Origin of the sequence: Pseudomonas sp. TE3-3-F2023 (assembly GCF_036784815.1) — a bacterium.
GTDB classification, from domain to species: domain Bacteria; phylum Pseudomonadota; class Gammaproteobacteria; order Pseudomonadales; family Pseudomonadaceae; genus Aquipseudomonas; species Aquipseudomonas pudica.
The window spans coordinates 5,549,830-5,567,223 of the sequence record NZ_CP145113.1; the positions used below are offsets into that span (position 1 = coordinate 5,549,830).

Annotated in this window: 15 protein-coding genes; all 15 read right to left on the reverse strand. The window is 64.1% G+C overall.

Translation table 11 applies throughout. The features are described 5' to 3' along the window. Nucleotides 1-40: 40 nt before the first annotated feature. Entirely contained in the window at nt 41-952 is a 912-nt protein-coding gene (gene lpxC / locus V3314_RS25405) for a UDP-3-O-acyl-N-acetylglucosamine deacetylase (protein WP_003260771.1), read from the reverse strand. A 112-nt stretch (nt 953-1,064) separates the two neighbouring features. Further along, nucleotides 1,065-2,261: a cell division protein FtsZ gene (ftsZ, locus tag V3314_RS25410; RefSeq protein ID WP_003251871.1), complete on the reverse strand. Its 1,197-nt coding sequence runs from the start codon at nt 2,259-2,261 to the stop codon at nt 1,065-1,067. A gap of 55 nt (nt 2,262-2,316) precedes the next feature. After that, on the reverse strand, nt 2,317-3,573 hold the full coding sequence (ftsA, locus tag V3314_RS25415) for a cell division protein FtsA (RefSeq protein ID WP_015271706.1): 1,257 nt from the start codon (nt 3,571-3,573) through the stop codon (nt 2,317-2,319). Nucleotides 3,574-3,587: 14 nt separating this feature from the next. Further along, on the reverse strand, nt 3,588-4,457 hold the full coding sequence (locus V3314_RS25420; protein ID WP_046616529.1) for a cell division protein FtsQ/DivIB: 870 nt from the start codon (nt 4,455-4,457) through the stop codon (nt 3,588-3,590). A gap of 5 nt (nt 4,458-4,462) precedes the next feature. Further along, entirely contained in the window at nt 4,463-5,419 is a 957-nt protein-coding gene (locus V3314_RS25425) for a D-alanine--D-alanine ligase (protein WP_023661967.1), read from the reverse strand. After that, nucleotides 5,416-6,864 carry a UDP-N-acetylmuramate--L-alanine ligase gene (gene murC, locus V3314_RS25430; protein ID WP_046616527.1) on the reverse strand — a complete coding sequence of 483 codons (1,449 nt, stop codon included), beginning with the start codon at nt 6,862-6,864 and terminating at the stop codon, nt 5,416-5,418. Before murC ends, V3314_RS25425 begins: the two co-directional genes overlap by 4 nt. Further along, nucleotides 6,857-7,936: an undecaprenyldiphospho-muramoylpentapeptide beta-N-acetylglucosaminyltransferase gene (gene murG / locus V3314_RS25435; RefSeq protein ID WP_046616525.1), complete on the reverse strand. Its 1,080-nt coding sequence runs from the start codon at nt 7,934-7,936 to the stop codon at nt 6,857-6,859. The genes murC and murG overlap by 8 nt, the downstream gene beginning before the upstream one ends. After that, on the reverse strand, nt 7,926-9,137 hold the full coding sequence (ftsW, locus tag V3314_RS25440; RefSeq protein ID WP_178081796.1) for a putative lipid II flippase FtsW: 1,212 nt from the start codon (nt 9,135-9,137) through the stop codon (nt 7,926-7,928). The genes murG and ftsW overlap by 11 nt, the downstream gene beginning before the upstream one ends. After that, nucleotides 9,137-10,483 (reverse strand): UDP-N-acetylmuramoyl-L-alanine--D-glutamate ligase, encoded by a 1,347-nt coding sequence (gene murD, locus V3314_RS25445; protein ID WP_338459779.1) that lies wholly within the window; start codon nt 10,481-10,483, stop codon nt 9,137-9,139. Before murD ends, ftsW begins: the two co-directional genes overlap by 1 nt. A gap of 6 nt (nt 10,484-10,489) precedes the next feature. After that, the gene (gene mraY / locus V3314_RS25450) at nt 10,490-11,572 is read right to left on the reverse strand and encodes a phospho-N-acetylmuramoyl-pentapeptide-transferase (RefSeq protein ID WP_025340548.1); all 1,083 of its coding nucleotides are present in this window, start codon (nt 11,570-11,572) and stop codon (nt 10,490-10,492) included. Further along, nucleotides 11,572-12,939 (reverse strand): UDP-N-acetylmuramoyl-tripeptide--D-alanyl-D-alanine ligase, encoded by a 1,368-nt coding sequence (gene murF, locus V3314_RS25455; RefSeq protein WP_135002709.1) that lies wholly within the window; start codon nt 12,937-12,939, stop codon nt 11,572-11,574. The genes mraY and murF overlap by 1 nt, the downstream gene beginning before the upstream one ends. Beyond that, nucleotides 12,932-14,419: a UDP-N-acetylmuramoyl-L-alanyl-D-glutamate--2,6-diaminopimelate ligase gene (gene murE, locus V3314_RS25460; RefSeq protein ID WP_046616554.1), complete on the reverse strand. Its 1,488-nt coding sequence runs from the start codon at nt 14,417-14,419 to the stop codon at nt 12,932-12,934. Before murE ends, murF begins: the two co-directional genes overlap by 8 nt. After that, nucleotides 14,419-16,161: a penicillin-binding protein 2 gene (locus V3314_RS25465; RefSeq protein WP_161797638.1), complete on the reverse strand. Its 1,743-nt coding sequence runs from the start codon at nt 16,159-16,161 to the stop codon at nt 14,419-14,421. The genes murE and V3314_RS25465 overlap by 1 nt, the downstream gene beginning before the upstream one ends. Then, on the reverse strand, nt 16,161-16,454 hold the full coding sequence (gene ftsL / locus V3314_RS25470; RefSeq protein WP_025340552.1) for a cell division protein FtsL: 294 nt from the start codon (nt 16,452-16,454) through the stop codon (nt 16,161-16,163). The genes V3314_RS25465 and ftsL overlap by 1 nt, the downstream gene beginning before the upstream one ends. Beyond that, entirely contained in the window at nt 16,451-17,392 is a 942-nt protein-coding gene (gene rsmH, locus V3314_RS25475; RefSeq protein ID WP_178081795.1) for a 16S rRNA (cytosine(1402)-N(4))-methyltransferase RsmH, read from the reverse strand. Before rsmH ends, ftsL begins: the two co-directional genes overlap by 4 nt. Nucleotides 17,393-17,394 lie beyond the last annotated feature (2 nt).

Consider the following 17,394-nt stretch of genomic DNA (forward strand, 5'->3'; position numbering starts at 1 on the left):
CACCCGAAGGTGGCCTCAATGAACTAGAGAGTGTTCGAACTTACACGGCCGCAACAGGGCGCATGTACGAGATCGGTGCCGTACTGGCATCTTCGAAGGTGACCACTTCCCAGGCATCGGTTTCGGCAATCAGCTTGCGCAGCAGTTGGTTGTTCAGCGCGTGGCCGGACTTGTAGCCCTTGAACTCGCCGATCAGGCTGTTGCCCAGCAGATAAAGGTCGCCAATGGCGTCGAGGATCTTGTGCTTGACGAATTCGTCATCGGAACGAAGGCCGTCTTCGTTGAGCACACCGGTCTCGTCAACCACGATGGCGTTCTCGACACTGCCACCCAGCGCAAGGTTGTGCTTGCGCAGGTACTCGATGTCACGCATGAAGCCGAAAGTACGGGCGCGGCTGACTTCCTTCACGAACGAGGTGCTGGAAAAATCGACGACCGCACTCTGGGTCTGGCCCTTGAGGACCGGATGATCGAAGTCGATCTCGAAGCTCACCTTGAAACCGTCGAAAGGCAGGAAAGTGGCGCGCTTGTCGCCCTCTTCCACGGTTACCTCACGCAGGATGCGGATGAACTTCTTGGCTGCGTCCTGTTCTTCCAGGCCGGCAGACTGAATCAGGAATACAAAGGGTCCGGCGCTGCCATCCATGATCGGCACTTCCGAGGCGGAGAGCTCGACGTAGGCGTTATCGATGCCCAGGCCCGCCATGGCGGAGAGCAGGTGCTCGACCGTATCGACCTTGACGTCACCGTTGACCAGCGTCGTCGACATGGTTGTCTCGCCGACGTTGGCCGCACGCGCCGGGATTTCGACCACAGGGTCGAGGTCGGCGCGGCGGAAGACGATGCCGGTGTCAACAGGTGCAGGCTTGAGGGTCAGGTAAACCTTCTCCCCGGAGTGCAGACCGACACCTGTGGCACGGATGGTATTCTTCAGGGTGCGTTGTTTAATCATGGCATTGGCCGCTTCAGCGCAAATTGCGAACAGGTATCAACAAAGGCTGGGGATGATAACAGACCCAACCTTTGATGAATACCAATCACCTTTATACCCCTGATAAATTCCATTAATCAGCCTGACGACGCAGGAATGCCGGGATATCGAGGTAGTCCAGGTCATCCTGAGGGTTCAGTTTAGCGGCCGCAGCAGCACCTGCATGGGCCTGGTTGCGCATTACGGTCGGGCGCTCCAGGTCACGGTAGTTGACCGCAGGCTGCTCCTGGCGTACCGGCGCCGGGTTGGAAGCCTCGTATGCCTGCTGGGCAGTCTGCAGGGTGTTGTCGACCACCTTCACAGGCTTCTCGATGCGCGCGCCCAGGCCGGTGGCCACTACGGTCACGTGCAACTCGTCACGCATGTCCGGGTCGATCACGGTGCCGACCTTGACCATGGCGTGGTCGGAGGCGAAGGCTTCGATGATGCTACCCACGTCGGAGTACTCGCCCAGCGACAGGTCAGGGCCTGCGGTGATGTTAACCAGAATGCCGCGGGCGCCCTGCAGGTTGACGTCTTCCAGCAGTGGGTTGCGGATCGCTGCTTCGGTGGCTTCACGCGCACGGTTCGGGCCGCTGGCGCAACCAGTACCCATCATGGCCATGCCCATTTCACCCATCACGGTACGCACGTCGGCGAAGTCGACGTTGATCATGCCCGGACGCTTGATGATATCGGAGATACCGCGCACGGCACCGGCCAGTACGTCGTCAGCCTTGGCGAAGGCGGACAGCAGGCTGGCATCCTTGCCCAGGATGGTCAGCAACTTCTCGTTGGGGATGGTGATCAACGAGTCGACGCTTTCGGCCAGCATGCGGATGCCTTCATCGGCGATCTGCATGCGCTTGCGGCCTTCGAACGGGAACGGACGGGTCACCACGGCAACGGTGAGAATGCCCATTTCCTTGGCCACTTCGGCGATGATCGGCGCTGCACCGGTACCGGTACCGCCGCCCATGCCAGTGGTGATGAACACCATGTTGGTGCCCTGCAGCACTTCAGCGATGCGCTCACGGTCTTCCAGCGCGGCCTGGCGGCCGACTTCCGGATTGGCACCAGCACCCAGGCCCTTGGTCACGCCAGTGCCCAATTGCAGGATGGTGCGCGCGCCAATGTTTTTCAGCGCCTGGGCATCGGTGTTGGCGCAGATGAATTCCACGCCCTCGATGCTGCTCTTGACCATGTGGTTCACGGCGTTGCCGCCACCACCGCCAACACCGATCACTTTGATGACCGGGCTTTGCGGGACGTTGTCTACGAGCTCGAACATTTTCCCTCTCCTTACAGTTCTCTAGTTGTCGCGCCTACCACTACTGCTTTGAAACTTAGAAATTGCCCTGGACCCAGCGCTTGAAGCGTTCAAGCACTGGAGCCTTCGGTTCATCGCCATAGCTGTTGTTGCTGCTGTTGCCGGTCAGGGGCAGGTCTTCGGTCTGCTTCTGCAGGCCGTAGGTGAGCAAGCCCACACCGGTGGAATAGATCGGGTTGCGAACCACGTCGCTGAGCCCCCGAACGCTGTGCGGCACGCCCAGGCGTACCGGCATGTGGAAGATTTCCTCGGCCAGTTCCACGGCGCCTTCCATCTTGGCGGTGCCGCCGGTAAGGACGATGCCGGCCGGCACCAGGTCCTCGTAGCCGCTGCGGCGCAGTTCGGCCTGGATCAGGGTAAAGAGCTCGTCGTAACGTGGCTCCACCACCTCGGCCAGGGCCTGGCGCGACAGCTCGCGCGGTGGGCGATCACCCACGCTCGGCACCTTGATGGTCTCGCCGGCGCCAGCCAGTTTGGCCAGGGCGCAGGCGTAGCGGATCTTGATTTCTTCGGCGTACTGGGTCGGGGTACGCAGGGCCATGGCGATGTCGTTGGTCACCTGGTCGCCGGCAATCGGGATCACCGCCGTGTGACGAATCGCGCCCTCGGTGAAGATGGCGATGTCGGTAGTGCCACCACCGATGTCCACCAGGCACACGCCCAGCTCTTTTTCATCGTCGGTCAGTACCGAGTAGGCCGAGGCCAGCTGCTCGAGGATGATGTCGTCGATTTCCAGGCCGCAGCGGCGTACGCATTTCTCGATGTTCTGCGCCGCGTTGACCGCGCAAGTGACCACGTGGACCTTGGCTTCCAGACGCACGCCAGACATGCCCAACGGCTCGCGCACGCCTTCCTGGTTGTCGATCACGTAATCCTGCGGCAGGGTGTGCAGCACGCGCTGGTCGGCCGGGATGGCCACGGCCTGGGCGGCGTCGAGTACGCGCTCCAGGTCGGCCAGGCTGACCTCGCGGTCGCGGATGGCGACGATGCCGTGGGAGTTCAGGCTGCGAATGTGATTGCCGGCCACGCCGACGAAGGCCGAGTGGATGCGGCAGCCGGCCATCAGCTGCGCTTCTTCCACGGCGCGCTGGATCGACTGCACGGTGGACTCGATGTTCACCACCACGCCTTTTTTCAGGCCGCGGGACGGATGGGTACCGATCCCGACGATTTCCAGGGTGCCGTCCTCGCCCACTTCACCCACCAGCGCCACCACCTTGGAGGTGCCGATGTCCAGCCCGACGATCATTTTGCCGCTATGCGCGTTTGCCATGGTCCTGCCTCTCTCTAATTCTTCGCAACGGCGGGTTGGGCCGTCGTCGGTGCAATCGGTTCCCGCCAACCAACGGCAAGTCCGTTGGAGTAACGCAGATCAATGCGGGCGATAGTGCTGATCTGGTCTTTGAGTGTCTTGTCGTAAATGGCAATGAAACGGCGCATCTTCTCCACCAGATGGTCGCGCCCCAGCAGCAGCTCGATGCCCGGCCCGGCGCTGCTCGCGCCCGTGGTCAAGAACCAGCTGCCTCGCTCGCGCAGCTCCAGGCGAGCGATGGAAAAGCCCAGGGGGCGCAGCATCTGGCTCAATACCTGATACTGCTGCATCACTTGTTGCTGAGCACGCTGCGGCCCGGCCAGCTGCGGCAGGTGCTCGTAGTTGGCCAGTTCGCGCGGGGTGAAAGCCTGACCCTGGTTGTTGAGCAAGGCTTCGTCACCCCAGCGCGCCACCGGCAACTGTTCTTCCAGGCGGATCACCACCTCATCGGGCCACACCCGGCGCACTTCGGCATGGGCAATCCACGGCATCTGCTCGAGCTCTGCGCGCATCGCCGGCAGGTCGACGCTGAAGAAGCTCGCTGCCACGTAGGGCGCGATACGCTGCTGCACCGACTGTTGGCTGATGTAGCTGAGATCGCCCTGCACATCGATCTTGGTGATCGGCCGGTCGGCGTACGGCATCAGGCGAATGGCGCCCTCGTAGGCGCCGAACCCGGCTGCCACCAGGACCACCGGCCACAGCAGACGCTTCAGGCCACCCAAGCTTGGCCGCGGCAGGCGCGCCGATACGGGCTCGTCGGCCACCAGCCGGCTGGCACCACGCGGTACCGGCTTGCTTCGGCCGGTAACGGGTTGCTGCTGACGTATCATCGCGCCTTGCATGGTCGTTAACCTCGCGTCGCCACGCTCTCGGCCAGGATCGCCAGCACCAGTTGCTGGAAGTCCAGGCCGGCCGCGCGGGCCGCCATGGGCACCAGGCTATGGTCGGTCATGCCGGGTGCGGTGTTGACTTCGAGCAGCCAGAACCGGCCCTGCTCGTCCTGCATCACGTCCAGCCGCCCCCAACCTTCGATACCGATGGCATCGCAGGCACGAGCGGTCAGGTCGATCAGTTCCTGTTCCTTGACGCTGTCCAGGCCGCACGGAATGCGATACTGGGTATCGTTGGCGATGTACTTGGCGTCGTAGTCGTAGAACACGTGTGGCGTACCCAGGGCGATCGGCGGCAGCACCTGGCCGCGCAATACCGCGACGGTGAACTCCGGCCCGTGGATCCACTGCTCCACCAGTACCTGGGAATCGTATTTAGCTGCGTCCTGCCAGGCGGCGACCAGTTCCTGGGCGCTGTTCACCTTGGCCATGCCGATGCTGGAACCTTCATGGGCGGGTTTGACGATAAGCGGGAAGCCCAGTTCCGTACTGGCCTGCAAACAATCGCTTTCGCTGGCCAGCACCGCGTGGCGCGGGGTCGGAATGCCCAGGCTCTGCCACACCTGCTTGGTGCGCAGCTTGTCCATGGCCAGTGCCGAGGCAAGGATGCCACTGCCGGTGTAGGGGATACCCAGGCACTCCAACAGGCCCTGCATGCTGCCGTCCTCGCCGCCACGGCCGTGGAGGATGATGAAGGCGCGGTCGATCTTCTCGCTTTGCAGGCGATCGAGCAGGTCGTCACCCACGTCGATGGCGACCACGTCGACACCGGCGGTGGTCAGCGCGTCGATCACTGCGGCACCGGACTTGAGCGACACTTCGCGCTCGGCGCTTTTGCCGCCGTACAGCACTGCGACGCGGCCGAACGCCTTGACGTCCAGGGTCGAGTGCAGCTTGTCGTAGGCGCTGGTCATTTCGACTTCTCCTGCTTGGCGCCAGCGAACAGCGGGCTTTTCATCAATTGAGGGGCCAGGCCGCCGACATCACCGGCACCCTGGCAGATCAGGATGTCGCCAGCGCGCAGCAGTGGCTTGACCACTGGCGCCAGGTCGACGCCACGCTCGATGTAGATCGGGTCCAGCTTGCCGCGCTGGCGGATGCTATGGCACAGCTGGCGGCTGTCGGCACCGGGGATCGGCTCTTCTCCGGCCGGGTAGACTTCCATCAGCAGCAGCACGTTGGCATCGCCCAGCACCTGGACGAAATCGTCGTACAGGTCGCGGGTACGGCTGTAGCGGTGCGGCTGGTAGACGATCACCAGGCGACGGCTTGGCCAACCGCCGCGCACGGCCTGGATCACCGCAGCCACTTCGGTCGGGTGGTGGCCGTAATCGTCGACCAGCATCACGCTGCCGCCTTCGACCGGCAGTTCGCCGTACACCTGGAAGCGGCGGCCGACGCCCTGGAAGCCGGACAGGCCCTGAACGATGGCTTCGTCAGTGATGCCTTCGTCGGTGGCGATGGCAATGGTGGCCAAGGCGTTGAGCACGTTGTGGTTGCCGGGCATGTTCACCGACACCTCCAGCGGCTCGCGGTCGCGGCGCAGCACGGTGAAGTGGGTCTGCATGCCCATCTGGCGCACGTTGATGGCGCGGATGTCGGCCTCGTCGCTGAAGCCATAGGTCACGGTCGGGCGCTTGACCTGTGGCAGGATCTCGCGCACTACCGGGTCATCCAGGCACATCACGGCCAGGCCGTAGAACGGCAGGTTGTGCAGGAACTCGACGAAGGTCTTCTTCAGCTTGTTGAAGTCACCTTCGTAGGTCGCCATGTGGTCGGCGTCGATGTTGGTGACCACGGCAACCATTGGCTGCAAGTGCAGGAAGCTGGCATCGCTTTCGTCCGCTTCGGCAATCAGGTAGCGGCTGGTACCCAGCTGGGCATTGGTGCCGGCAGCGGTCAGGCGCCCACCGATGACGAAGGTCGGGTCCAGGCCGCCTGCGGCGAACACCGAGGCCAGCAGGCTGGTGGTGGTGGTCTTGCCGTGGGTGCCGGCAACGGCCACGCCATGGCGGTAGCGCATCAGTTCGGCGAGCATCTCGGCACGCGGCACCACCGGAATGCGCCGCTCGAGGGCGGTGGCGACTTCCGGGTTGGCCGGGTTGATGGCGCTGGACACCACCAGCACATCGGCGGTGGCGGCGTTCTCGGCGCGGTGGCCGACGAATATCTCGGCGCCGAACGATTCCAGGCGCTCGGTGACCGGCGAGGCCTTCAGGTCGGAGCCGGACACTTCATAGCCCAGGTTCAGCAACACTTCGGCAATGCCGCACATGCCCACGCCGCCGATACCGACGAAGTGGATACGGCGGATACGGCCCATCTTCGGCTGGGGCATGGCTTTCTGGCTCTCAACCATGGGCCACCTCCAGGCAGATATCGACCACGGTGCTGGTTGCGGCAGGTTTGGCCAGGCGCCGTGCGGTGCCTGCCATGACATTGAGTTTCTCGGGTTGCATCAGCACCTCGTTCAGGCGTTCAGCGAGCTGCGCTGCGCCAGTTGTCGCTTGTGGCATCAGGAAGGCTGCGCCTTCCCGGGCCAGATATTGGGCATTGTGGGTCTGGTGGTCGTCGATCGCATGGGGCAACGGCACCAGCATCGAAGGCAGGCCCGCTGCCGCCAGCTCGCTGACGGTCAAGGCGCCGGCCCGGCACACGACAATGTCGGCCCAGCCATAGGCCTGGGCCATGTCCTTGATGAAGGGCTCTACCTGAGCTTCGACGCCCGCCTCGCGATAACGCTCGGCGGTGACCGGCGCATGTTGCTTGCCGGCTTGGTGGAATACCTCTGGCCGCAGCGCAGCGGGCACTTCGGACAGGGCCTTAGGCAACAATTTGTTCAATGGTTCCGAACCCAGGCTGCCGCCCATCACCAGCAGTCGCGCACGGCGCTCGGCCAGGGGCGCGCGCAGGGTATCCATGAACAATTCCGGGCGCACCGGGTTACCGGTGGTGCGCAGTTTGTCGCTGGCGGCGAAGGTGGCCGGGAAGGCTTCGCACACACGCGCAGCCAGCGGCAGCAGCAGGCGGTTGGTGGTACCGGCGCGGGCGTTCTGCTCGTGGATCACCAGCGGTACACCGCACAGGCGTGCGGCCACGCCGCCGGGGCCGGTCACATAGCCACCGAAGCCGACCACGCATACCGGCTTGAGCTCACGCACGATACGCCGCGCCTGCAGTACGGCCTTGACCAGGGTGAACGGCGCCTTGAGCAAAGACAGCTTGCTCTTGCCGCGCAGGCCGCTGACCTGGATCAGGTGCAGCGGCAGGCCGGCCTGGGGCACCAGTTCGTTCTCGATACCACGCGGGGTGCCCAGCCAGTGCACGCTGTAACCGCGCGCCTGGAATTCACGGGCGCAGGCCAGGGCCGGGAACACGTGGCCCCCGGTACCGCCCGCCATGATCAGTACGTTCTTGCCGTCAGCGGCCATGATTGGTCTCCTCGGCAAAATCGCTTTCGCTGAATTCGTGTTCCTCACTGCCCAGGTGCGTGCGGCTTTCCCACTCGATTCGCAGCAACAGGCCCACGCAGGCACAGCAGATCACCAGCGAGCTGCCCCCGTAGCTGAGGAACGGCAGGGTCAGGCCCTTGGTCGGCAGCAGGCCGACGTTCACACCGATGTTGATCAGGAACTGGCCGATCCAGAGGAAGGCCAGGCCGAAGGCAACATAAGCGGCAAAGAACTGCTTGGCTTTTTCGGCCCACAGGCCGATGTACAGGGCACGCACAGTCACGAATACGAACAGCGCGATAGTCAGCAGCGAGCCGACCACGCCGAGTTCTTCGGCCAGTACCGAAAACACGAAGTCGGTGTGCGCTTCAGGCAGGTAGAACTGCTTCTGCACGCTGTTGCCAAGGCCAACGCCCAGCCACTCGCCACGGCCGAAGGCAATCAGCGCCTGGGTCAGCTGGTAGCCCGAGCCGAACTGGTCGGACCACGGGTCGGTAAAGGTAATCAGGCGCGCCATCCGGTAAGGCTGCGCCTGTACCAGGACGAACACCGCGACCACCGCCAGCACCACCATCAGGCTGAAGCGGAACAGCCCCACGCCGCCGAGGAACAGCATGGCCGCCGCCGCGCCCATCATTACCACGGTGGCACCGAAGTCCGGCTCCATCAGCAGCAGGGCGGCCATGGGCAGCAGCACGATGAACGGCTTGAAGAAGCCCATCCAGGTTTCGCGTACCTCGGTCTGCCGGCGCACCAGGTAGCCGGCCAGGTAGATGACCACGAACACCTTGGCGATTTCCGAAGGCTGCACGTTGAAGAAGCTGAAGCCGATCCAGCGCATGGACCCGTTCACTTCGCGGCCGATACCCGGTACCAGCACCAGTACCAACAGGCCGAAGGCCCCCAGCAACATCAGGAAGCCCATGCGCTGCCAGGTGGCGATCGGCACCAGCATGGTGGCGCCACAGGCGACCAGGCCGAGGAACACGTACACCAGGTGGCGGAACATGTGGTAAAGAGGGTTGCCCGACTGCACCGCAGCCACCTCCGAAGACGCCGAGGTGATCATCACCAGGCCCAGGCCCAGCAATGCCAGGCAGCCAGCGAGCATCGCGAAGTCCAGATCGATGCCACGGCCGCTGATCAGCGGCGACGGATAGGGCTTGAGGATGCCAAAGATCATGCAAGGCCTCCCGCTGCCTGGGCGAACAGGCGCCCGCGTTCTTCGAAGTTCTTGAACATGTCGAGGCTGGCGCACGCCGGCGACAGCAGTACTGCATCACCCGCCTGGGCCAGTTCGGCGCATTGCTGCACGGCGTCGTCGAGGGTCTTGACGCGGACCAGTTGCACGCCATCGCCCAGGGCTTCGGCCAGGCGCTCGGCATCACGGCCGAGCAGCACCACGGCGCGACAGAAGCGCTTGACCGGTTCGCGCAGCGCGGCGAAGTCGGCGCCCTTGCCATCGCCACCGGCGATCAGCACCAGCTTGCCTTCGATGTCGGCACCCAGGCCTTCTATGGCGGCCAGGGCAGCACCGACGTTGGTGGCCTTGGAATCGTCGTACCAGTTCACACCATTGCGCTCGCGCACCCACTGGCAACGGTGGGCCAGGCCGCCGAACTCGCGCAGCGCCTCGAGCATCGGCTCGAACGCCAGGCCGGCAGCATGCCCCAGGGCCAGCGCCGCCAAGGCGTTGCTCTGGTTGTGGGCACCGCGAATCTTCAGCTCACGTGCAGGCATCAGCGTCTCGAACTCGAACGCCAGGTATTTCTCGCCGTCCACTTCGCGCAGGCCGAAGGCCTTGAAGTCCGGCTGATTCAGGCCGAAGGTCCAGCATGGGCGGCCTTCCACCGGCAGCGGTCGGCTCAGGGCGTCCTGGCGGTTGACCACGACCTGGCGGGCACCACGGAAGATCCGGTGCTTGGCCAGGTGGTAGGCCGGCAGGCCGCTGTAGCGGTCCATGTGGTCTTCGCTGATGTTCAGCACGGTGGCCACTTCGGCGTTGAGCTGGTCGGTGGTTTCCAGCTGGAAGCTGGACAGTTCCAGCACGTACAGCTCGACTTCATCGGCCAGCAGGTCCAGCGCCGGGGTACCGAGGTTGCCGCCCACCGCCACGCGCTTGCCAGCCTTGGCGGCCATTTCGCCGACCAGGGTGGTTACCGTGCTCTTGGCGTTGGAGCCGCTGATGGCGATGATCGGGGCCTTGGCATTGCGGGCGAACAGTTCGATGTCACCGGACAGCTTCACGCCACGTGCGGCCGCCTGCTGCAAGGCCGGGGTGGCCAGGGCCAGGCCAGGGCTGACGTACAGCTCGTTGGCGCGGCACAGGAAGTCGACGTCCAGTTCACCACAGCGCACTTCCACCTGCGGGTAATCACGGCGCAGGGTGTCCAGTTCCGGCGGTTGCTCGCGGGTGTCGGCGACCGCAAAGGCAATGCCCCGGCTCGCCAGGAAGCGAACCAGGGACATGCCGCTCTTGCCGAGGCCGACAACGATGCGGAATTGGTCGGAAGCGATCAGGGACACGCTCATCTACCTCAGTTTCAGGGTGGCAAGGCCGACCAGCACCAGGATCACGGTGATGATCCAGAAGCGGACGATCACCCGTGGCTCTGGCCAGCCCTTGAGTTCAAAGTGGTGGTGGATAGGCGCCATGCGGAACACGCGCTTGCCGGTCAGCTTGAAGGAGGCAACCTGGATCACCACCGACAGGGTTTCCATGACGAACACGCCACCCATGATGAACAGCACGATTTCCTGGCGGACGATCACGGCGATGGTGCCCAGCGCGGCGCCCAGGGCCAGCGCGCCGACGTCACCCATGAATACCTGCGCCGGGTAGGTGTTGAACCACAGAAAGCCCAGCCCGGCACCGATCAGCGCGCCGCAGAACACGATCAGCTCGCCCGAACCCGGCACATAAGGGATCAGCAGGTATTCGGCGAACTTCACGTTGCCCGACAGGTAGCAGAAGATGCCCAGGGCGCCGCCGACCATCACCGTCGGCATGATCGCCAGGCCGTCGAGGCCGTCGGTGAGGTTGACCGCGTTGCTCGAACCGACAATGACGAAGTAGGTCAGCACGACGAAGCCGATGCCCAGCGGAATGGTGACATCCTTGATGAACGGCAGGATCAGCGTGGTTTCGACGCTGGTCGGCGCGGTCTTGTACAGGAAGATGGCTGCAGCCAGGCCGAACACCGACTGCCAGAAGTACTTCCAGCGGCTTGGAAGGCCGCGCGAATTCTTTTCGATCACCTTGCGGTAGTCATCGACCCAGCCGATGGCACCGAATGCCAGGGTAACGATCAGCACCACCCACACGTAGCGGTTGGTCAGGTCGGCCCACAGCAGGGTGCTGACGGCAATGGCGGACAGGATCAGCGCCCCACCCATGGTCGGGGTGCCGGACTTGGACAGGTGCGATTGCGGGCCGTCGTTACGTACGGCCTGGCCGATCTGGCGGATTTGCAGGGTACGGATCATCCACGGCCCCAGCCACAGCGCCAGGGACAACGCGGTCAGCACACCCAGAATCCCGCGCAGGGACAGGTATTGGAAGACCGCGAAGCCTTTGTGGAACTGTTGCAGATACTCGGCCAACAGCAGCAGCATTAATGTTTCTCCCCGCTGGCACCGCACAATGCCGCCACGACGTTTTCCATCGCAGCGCTGCGCGAGCCCTTGATCAAGATAGTGGTGTCGCTGGCATTCTCGGCGCCAACCGCGTCGATAAGCTCAGCTTGAGTAGCGAAATGGCGACCATTGGCGCCGAACGCCTTGACCGCGTATGTCATGTTGGAACCCACTGCATACAGGGCGTCGACCTTGCCACGCGCGTAGTCACCCACCTGACGGTGGCCTTCTTCCGCCCATTGCCCCAGTTCGCCGATATCTCCAAGCACCAGGACGGTGCGTCCGGAAAAGCCGGCGAGTATATCAATGGCCGCACACATGGAGGTGGGATTTGCGTTGTAACTGTCGTCGATCACACGCACGCCGTTCGGCGCGATCTGCGCCACGGTACGGCCCTTGACCGGCTGCACGGCAGCCAGGCCGGCAGCGATGCCGCTCAGGGTCAGACCAACGGCATGGGCAGCAGCGGCGGCAGCAAGGGCGTTGCTGACGTTGTGCTCACCAAGCACATTGAGCTGCACGTCTACCACTCCACCAGCGCCATGCAGCTTGAACGACGGGCAACCACGCGCATCGCGACCGATGTCGCTGGCATGGAAATCGGCCTTTGCATTGCTGCGGGCGAAGCTGAAGACCTTGTGCGTGCCGGCGCGTGCCTTCCAGATATCAAAGGCCTTGTCGTCCAGGTTGAGGATGGCGATACCACCCTCGCCCAGGCCTTCGAGGATCTCGCCCTTGGCTTCGACGATCTTTTCCGGGCCACCGAACTCGCCAACATGGGCGGTACCGGCGTTGTTGATGATGACCACCTGGGGCTGGGTCAGGCCGACGGTGTAGCGGATCTCGCCAATGCGCGAGGCACCCAGCTCGATCACCGCGGCGCTGTGCTCGGGGGCGATCTCCAGCAGGGTCAGCGGCGCGCCGAGGTCGTTGTTCAGGTTGCCGCGGGTGGCGTGCACAAGGCCACGGGTGCGCAGAATGCTGGCGAGCATCTCCTTGACCGTGGTCTTGCCGCTGGAACCGGTGATGGCCACCACCGGCTTGTCGAAGGCAGCACGGTTCAGCGCGCCAAGCTGGCCGAGGGCCAGGCGGCAATCGGCGACCAGCAACTGCGGCAGGTCGACATCGGCCACTTCACGCTCGACCAGGGCCGCGACAGCGCCCTTGGCCTTAACGTCGGCAAGGTAGTCGTGGCCATCGAAGCGCGGGCCGGCCAGGGCGACGAACAGTTGCCCGGCGCCAACGCTGCGGCTGTCGATACTGACGCCAGTAAAGGTGGCATCGGCACCGACTTGTTGACCACCCAGCGTTTTGGTCAGCTGGCTGAGTGACATCGGCTTAAGCATGTGGAGCCTCCCAGGCTGCAAGTGCCTTTTCGGCCTCGGTCAAATCGGAGAAGTCATGGCGCTCGCCATTGATCTCCTGGTAATCCTCGTGCCCCTTGCCGGCCAGCACGATCACATCATTGGCAGCGGCAGTGGCGATCAGGTGTGCGATGGCTTCGCCACGACCGGCAACGAACTCGACCTCGGCAGGCCTTGCGAAACCGGGACGGATGTCATCGAAAATGCGCAGCGGGTCTTCGGTACGAGGGTTGTCGTCGGTGACCAGCACGCGATCGGCCAGGCGCTCGGCCACTTCGGCCATCAGCGGGCGCTTGCCGCGATCTCGGTCGCCGCCGCAGCCGAACAGGCACAGCAGCTTGCCGTGCGCGTGCGGGCGCAGGGCTTCGAGCACTTTCTCCAGGGCGTCCGGCGTATGCGCGTAGTCGACCACAACCAGCGGCTTGTCGCCCCCACCCAGGCGCTGCATGCGGCCGATCGGCCCCTGCAGCTGCGGGGTGACCTTCAGGATTTCGTCCAGCGCATAGTCCAGCGCCAACAGGGTCGCCACGGCGGCGAGCATGTTGCTCAGGTTGAAGCGGCCCAACAACTGGCTGCGCAGGGTACGTTCGCCCTGGGCGGTGACCAGGGTGGCGCGCACGCCATCGTCATTGAACACGGCTTCACGACAGTACAGCGAGGCCTCCGAGTTCTCCAGGCTGTAGCTGAGCAACCGGGTCTCGATATGGTCGACACTCGGGCGGCGGGCAAAATCGGCGGCCAGGCGGCGGCCGAAATCGTCATCCAGGTTGACCACCTGGCAGCGCAGGCTCGGCCAGGCGAACAGCTTGGCCTTGGCGGCCTCGTAGGCCTCCATGCTGCCGTGGTAGTCCAGATGGTCGCGGGACAGGTTGGTCATGACCGCGATGTCGAATTCCAGCGCGGCGACCCGGCCCTGCTCCAGGGCATGGGAGGAAACCTCCATGGCCACGGCCTTGGCGCCACCTTTCTTGAGGTCGTTGAGGGTCGACTGCACGGCGATCGGGTCGGGCGTGGTCAGGCGGCCACTCTGCAGCTCACCATAGAAGCCGGTACCCAGGGTGCCGATCAGGCCGCAACGCTGGCCAAGCAAGTCCAGCGCCTGGGCCACCAGCTGGGTAACGCTGGTCTTGCCGTTGGTACCGGTCACGCCCACCAGGTTCAGCTGGCGGCTCGGTTCGCCATAGAAGCGACCTGCGATATCCGAAAGCTGGGCGATCAGGCCCTTGACCGGGATGAGCGGCACATCGGTGATCGGCAGGACCCTGGCGCCCTGCTCTTCGTAGGCCACGGCGGCGGCGCCACGGGCCAGGGCATCGGCGATATGCTCGCGGCCATCGACCTTGGCGCCCGGCACGGCCAGGAACAGATCACCCGGGCGCACATTGCGGCTGTCCAGGGTCAGTTCACGGATCAGCGGGTCACGGCTGGCGTGAGCGAAAAGCTTGCTCAATGGCATTGTCATCATCCACGCCCTCCCTTGGCTGTTGCTGCTGCATTGACTTGCGATTGTTCGACGGGTGCTGGTGGCGGCAGGTTGTCTGGCGGCACGTTCATCAGGCGCAGGGTGCCGGACATGACCTTGCTGAACACCGGCGCCGAAACCAGGCCACCGAAGTAGCCGCCCTTGCCTGGTTCGTCGATGACCACGACGATGGCGTAGCGCGGGTCGCTCATCGGCCCGAAGCCGGCGAACAGCGAGCGGTAGGCGTTTTCGGTGTAGCCCTTGGAGCCCACGGTGGCTTTACGCGCGGTACCGGACTTGCCGGCCACGTGGTAGAACGGCACCTGGGCGCGGAACACGCCACGTGGCGCTTCAATCACCTGTTGCAGCATGCCCTGGACGGTTTCGGCGGTTTCCTTCGGAATGGCCTGCACGGCTTCCGGGGCCTTGTCGACCTTGAGGATCGACAACGGCACCATCTTGCCGTCGTTGGCCAGCGCCGCGTAGGCATGCACCAGCTGCAGGGCGGTCACCGACACGCCATAGCCATAGGACAGGGTCGCGGTCTCGGCCTTGCGCCACTCGCGGTGGTTGGGCAGGTTGCCGACGCGCTCGCCGGGGAAGCCAAGGCCGGTGTACTGGCCCAGGCCGACCTGGGACATGACCCGGTAGATGGCCTCGCCGCCGATGTCGAAGGCGATCTTGCTCATGCCCACGTTACTGGAGTTGATCAGGATGCCGGTCAGGTCGAGGATCGGCCCCTCGCTCCTGGACACGTCCTTGATGGTGTAGCGGCCGATCTGCAGGCTGCCCGGATACACCTCGACCTTGTCGGTCGGCTTCCAGCGGCCACTTTCCAGCGCCGCGCTCATGGAGATCGGCTTGACCGTGGAGCCCGGCTCGAACACGTCGATGATCGCGCGGTTACGCATGGCGGCCGGGAACATGCTGCGGCGGTTGTTGGGGTTGTAGGTCGGCTGGTTGACCATGGCCAGGACCTCACCGGTCTTGACGTCCATGATCACCAGGCTACCGGCCTTGGCGTCCTGTTCGGCAATGGCGTTGCGCAGCTCACGGGTGGCCAGGTACTGCAGGCGCAGGTCTATCGACAACGCCAAGGTCTTCCCGGCCTTGGCGTTCTTGGTTACCTGGATGTCCTTGATCAGCCGACCGCGCCGGTCCTTGATCACCTGCCGCTTGCCGGGTACGCCGGCCAGCCACTCGTCATAGGCCAGCTCCACTCCTTCGCGACCGTGATCGTCGAGGTCGGTGAAGCCGACCATGTGCGCGGTGACATCACCGGCCGGGTAGAAGCGACGGAACTCTTCCAGGCCGTAAACGCCCGGCACCTTCAGGTCGAGTACATGCTGGCCCTGCTCCGGGGTCAGGCCGCGAACCAGGTAGATGAACTCCTTGTTGGCCTGCTGGGTCAGGCGCTCGGCCAACTGCTGCGGGTTCTGCCCCAGTGCTGCGGCCAGCTGTGGCCAGCGGTCTTTGGAGGCCTGCATTTCCTTTGGGTTGGCCCACAAGGTGGTGACCGGGGTACTGACTGCCAGCGGTTCACCATTACGGTCGGTGATCAGCCCGCGGTGAGCCGGAATAGGGATGTGACGCAGACTGCGCGCATCGCCCTGGCCCTTGAGGAAGTCACGATCGACCACCTGCAGGTCGATGATGCGCCAGCAGATGGCACCGACCATCAGCGCCAGCAAGCCGATCACCACGCGGAAGCGCCATGGGTAGAGTGCGCCTTCGAGCTTCATCATGGCGCCACCATCCGTACTTCGTCAGCCGAAGGTACGCGCATCTTCAGTTGCTCGGAGGCCAGGTTTTCGATGCGGCTGGCGGCGGTCCAGGTGCTTTGCTCGAGGATCAGCCGGCCCCACTCGGCCTGGGCCTTGTCGCGCTCGTTCAACTCGCCGTAAAGGGTGTTGAGCAACTGACGGTTCCAGTGCGCGCTGTAGGATACGGCGATGGCCGAAATCAGCACGGCAACGAACAGCAGAAGCATCAGGAAGCTTCCGCCTGGCAAGGGTTTGGCAAACAGCCTGCTCACCGCAGCTTCTCCGCCACCCGCATCACGGCGCTGCGCGCCCGCGGATTGGCTTTGAGCTCAGCTTCGGAGGCGAACTGGGCCTTGCCGATGAGCTTGATTTTCGGCTCGAAGGCCTTGTGCTGAACCGGCAGGTTGCGTGGCAGGTTGTCGGCCTCGCCCTTGACCAGCTTGCGCATGAACAGCTTGACGATACGGTCTTCCAGCGAGTGGAAACTGATGACTGCCAGGCGACCACCCACTTCCAGCGCATTGATCGCGGCCTCGAGGCCTGCCTCCAGATCACCGAGTTCGTTGTTGACGTGGATGCGCAGACCCTGGAAGGCGCGGGTCGCTGGGTTCTTGCCCTTCTCCCATGCCGGGTTGGCCACCTTCAGCACCTCGGCGAGGTCGCTGGTGCGGGTGAACGGTTGCTGTTCACGGCGCTGCACCACGGCGCGGGCCATGCGCTTGGCGAAACGTTCTTCGCCGTATTCCTTGAACACGCGGGCGATTTCTTCTTCAGGTGCAGTGGCGATGAACTCGGCGGCGCTGATGCCCTGATCCGGGTTCATGCGCATATCCAGCGGGCCATCATTGAGGAAGCTGAAGCCACGCTCGGGGTCATCCAGCTGCGGCGAGGAAACGCCCAGGTCCAGCAATACGCCGCTGACCTTGCCATCCAGGCCGCGCTCAGCCACTTCCGAGCCCAGCTCGGCAAAGCTGCGCTGCACAATGACAAAGCGGCCGTCTTCGGCCGCCAGCGCTTGCCCCGTGGCAATCGCCTGTGGATCTTTGTCGAAACCCAGCAGCCGCCCTTGCGGCCCGAGCTTGCTGAGAATCAGCCGGCTGTGCCCGCCACGGCCGAAAGTGCCGTCCAGATAGCAACCGTCGGCGCGCAGGGCCAATGCCTCGACAGCTTCGTCGAGCAGGACGGTAATGTGGTTGAAGCCGCTATCTATGG

Coding starts and splice junctions, on each gene's coding strand:
- lpxC (WP_003260771.1), bottom strand. CDS start 952: ATGATTAAACAACGCACCCTGAAGAATACCATCCGTGCCACAGGTGTC.
- ftsZ (WP_003251871.1), bottom strand. CDS start 2,261: ATGTTCGAGCTCGTAGACAACGTCCCGCAAAGCCCGGTCATCAAAGTG.
- ftsA (WP_015271706.1), bottom strand. CDS start 3,573: ATGGCAAACGCGCATAGCGGCAAAATGATCGTCGGGCTGGACATCGGC.
- V3314_RS25420 (WP_046616529.1), bottom strand. CDS start 4,457: ATGCAAGGCGCGATGATACGTCAGCAGCAACCCGTTACCGGCCGAAGC.
- V3314_RS25425 (WP_023661967.1), bottom strand. CDS start 5,419: ATGACCAGCGCCTACGACAAGCTGCACTCGACCCTGGACGTCAAGGCG.
- murC (WP_046616527.1), bottom strand. CDS start 6,864: ATGGTTGAGAGCCAGAAAGCCATGCCCCAGCCGAAGATGGGCCGTATC.
- murG (WP_046616525.1), bottom strand. CDS start 7,936: ATGGCCGCTGACGGCAAGAACGTACTGATCATGGCGGGCGGTACCGGG.
- mraY (WP_025340548.1), bottom strand. CDS start 11,572: ATGCTGCTGCTGTTGGCCGAGTATCTGCAACAGTTCCACAAAGGCTTC.
- murF (WP_135002709.1), bottom strand. CDS start 12,939: ATGCTTAAGCCGATGTCACTCAGCCAGCTGACCAAAACGCTGGGTGGT.
- murE (WP_046616554.1), bottom strand. CDS start 14,419: ATGACAATGCCATTGAGCAAGCTTTTCGCTCACGCCAGCCGTGACCCG.
- V3314_RS25465 (WP_161797638.1), bottom strand. CDS start 16,161: ATGAAGCTCGAAGGCGCACTCTACCCATGGCGCTTCCGCGTGGTGATC.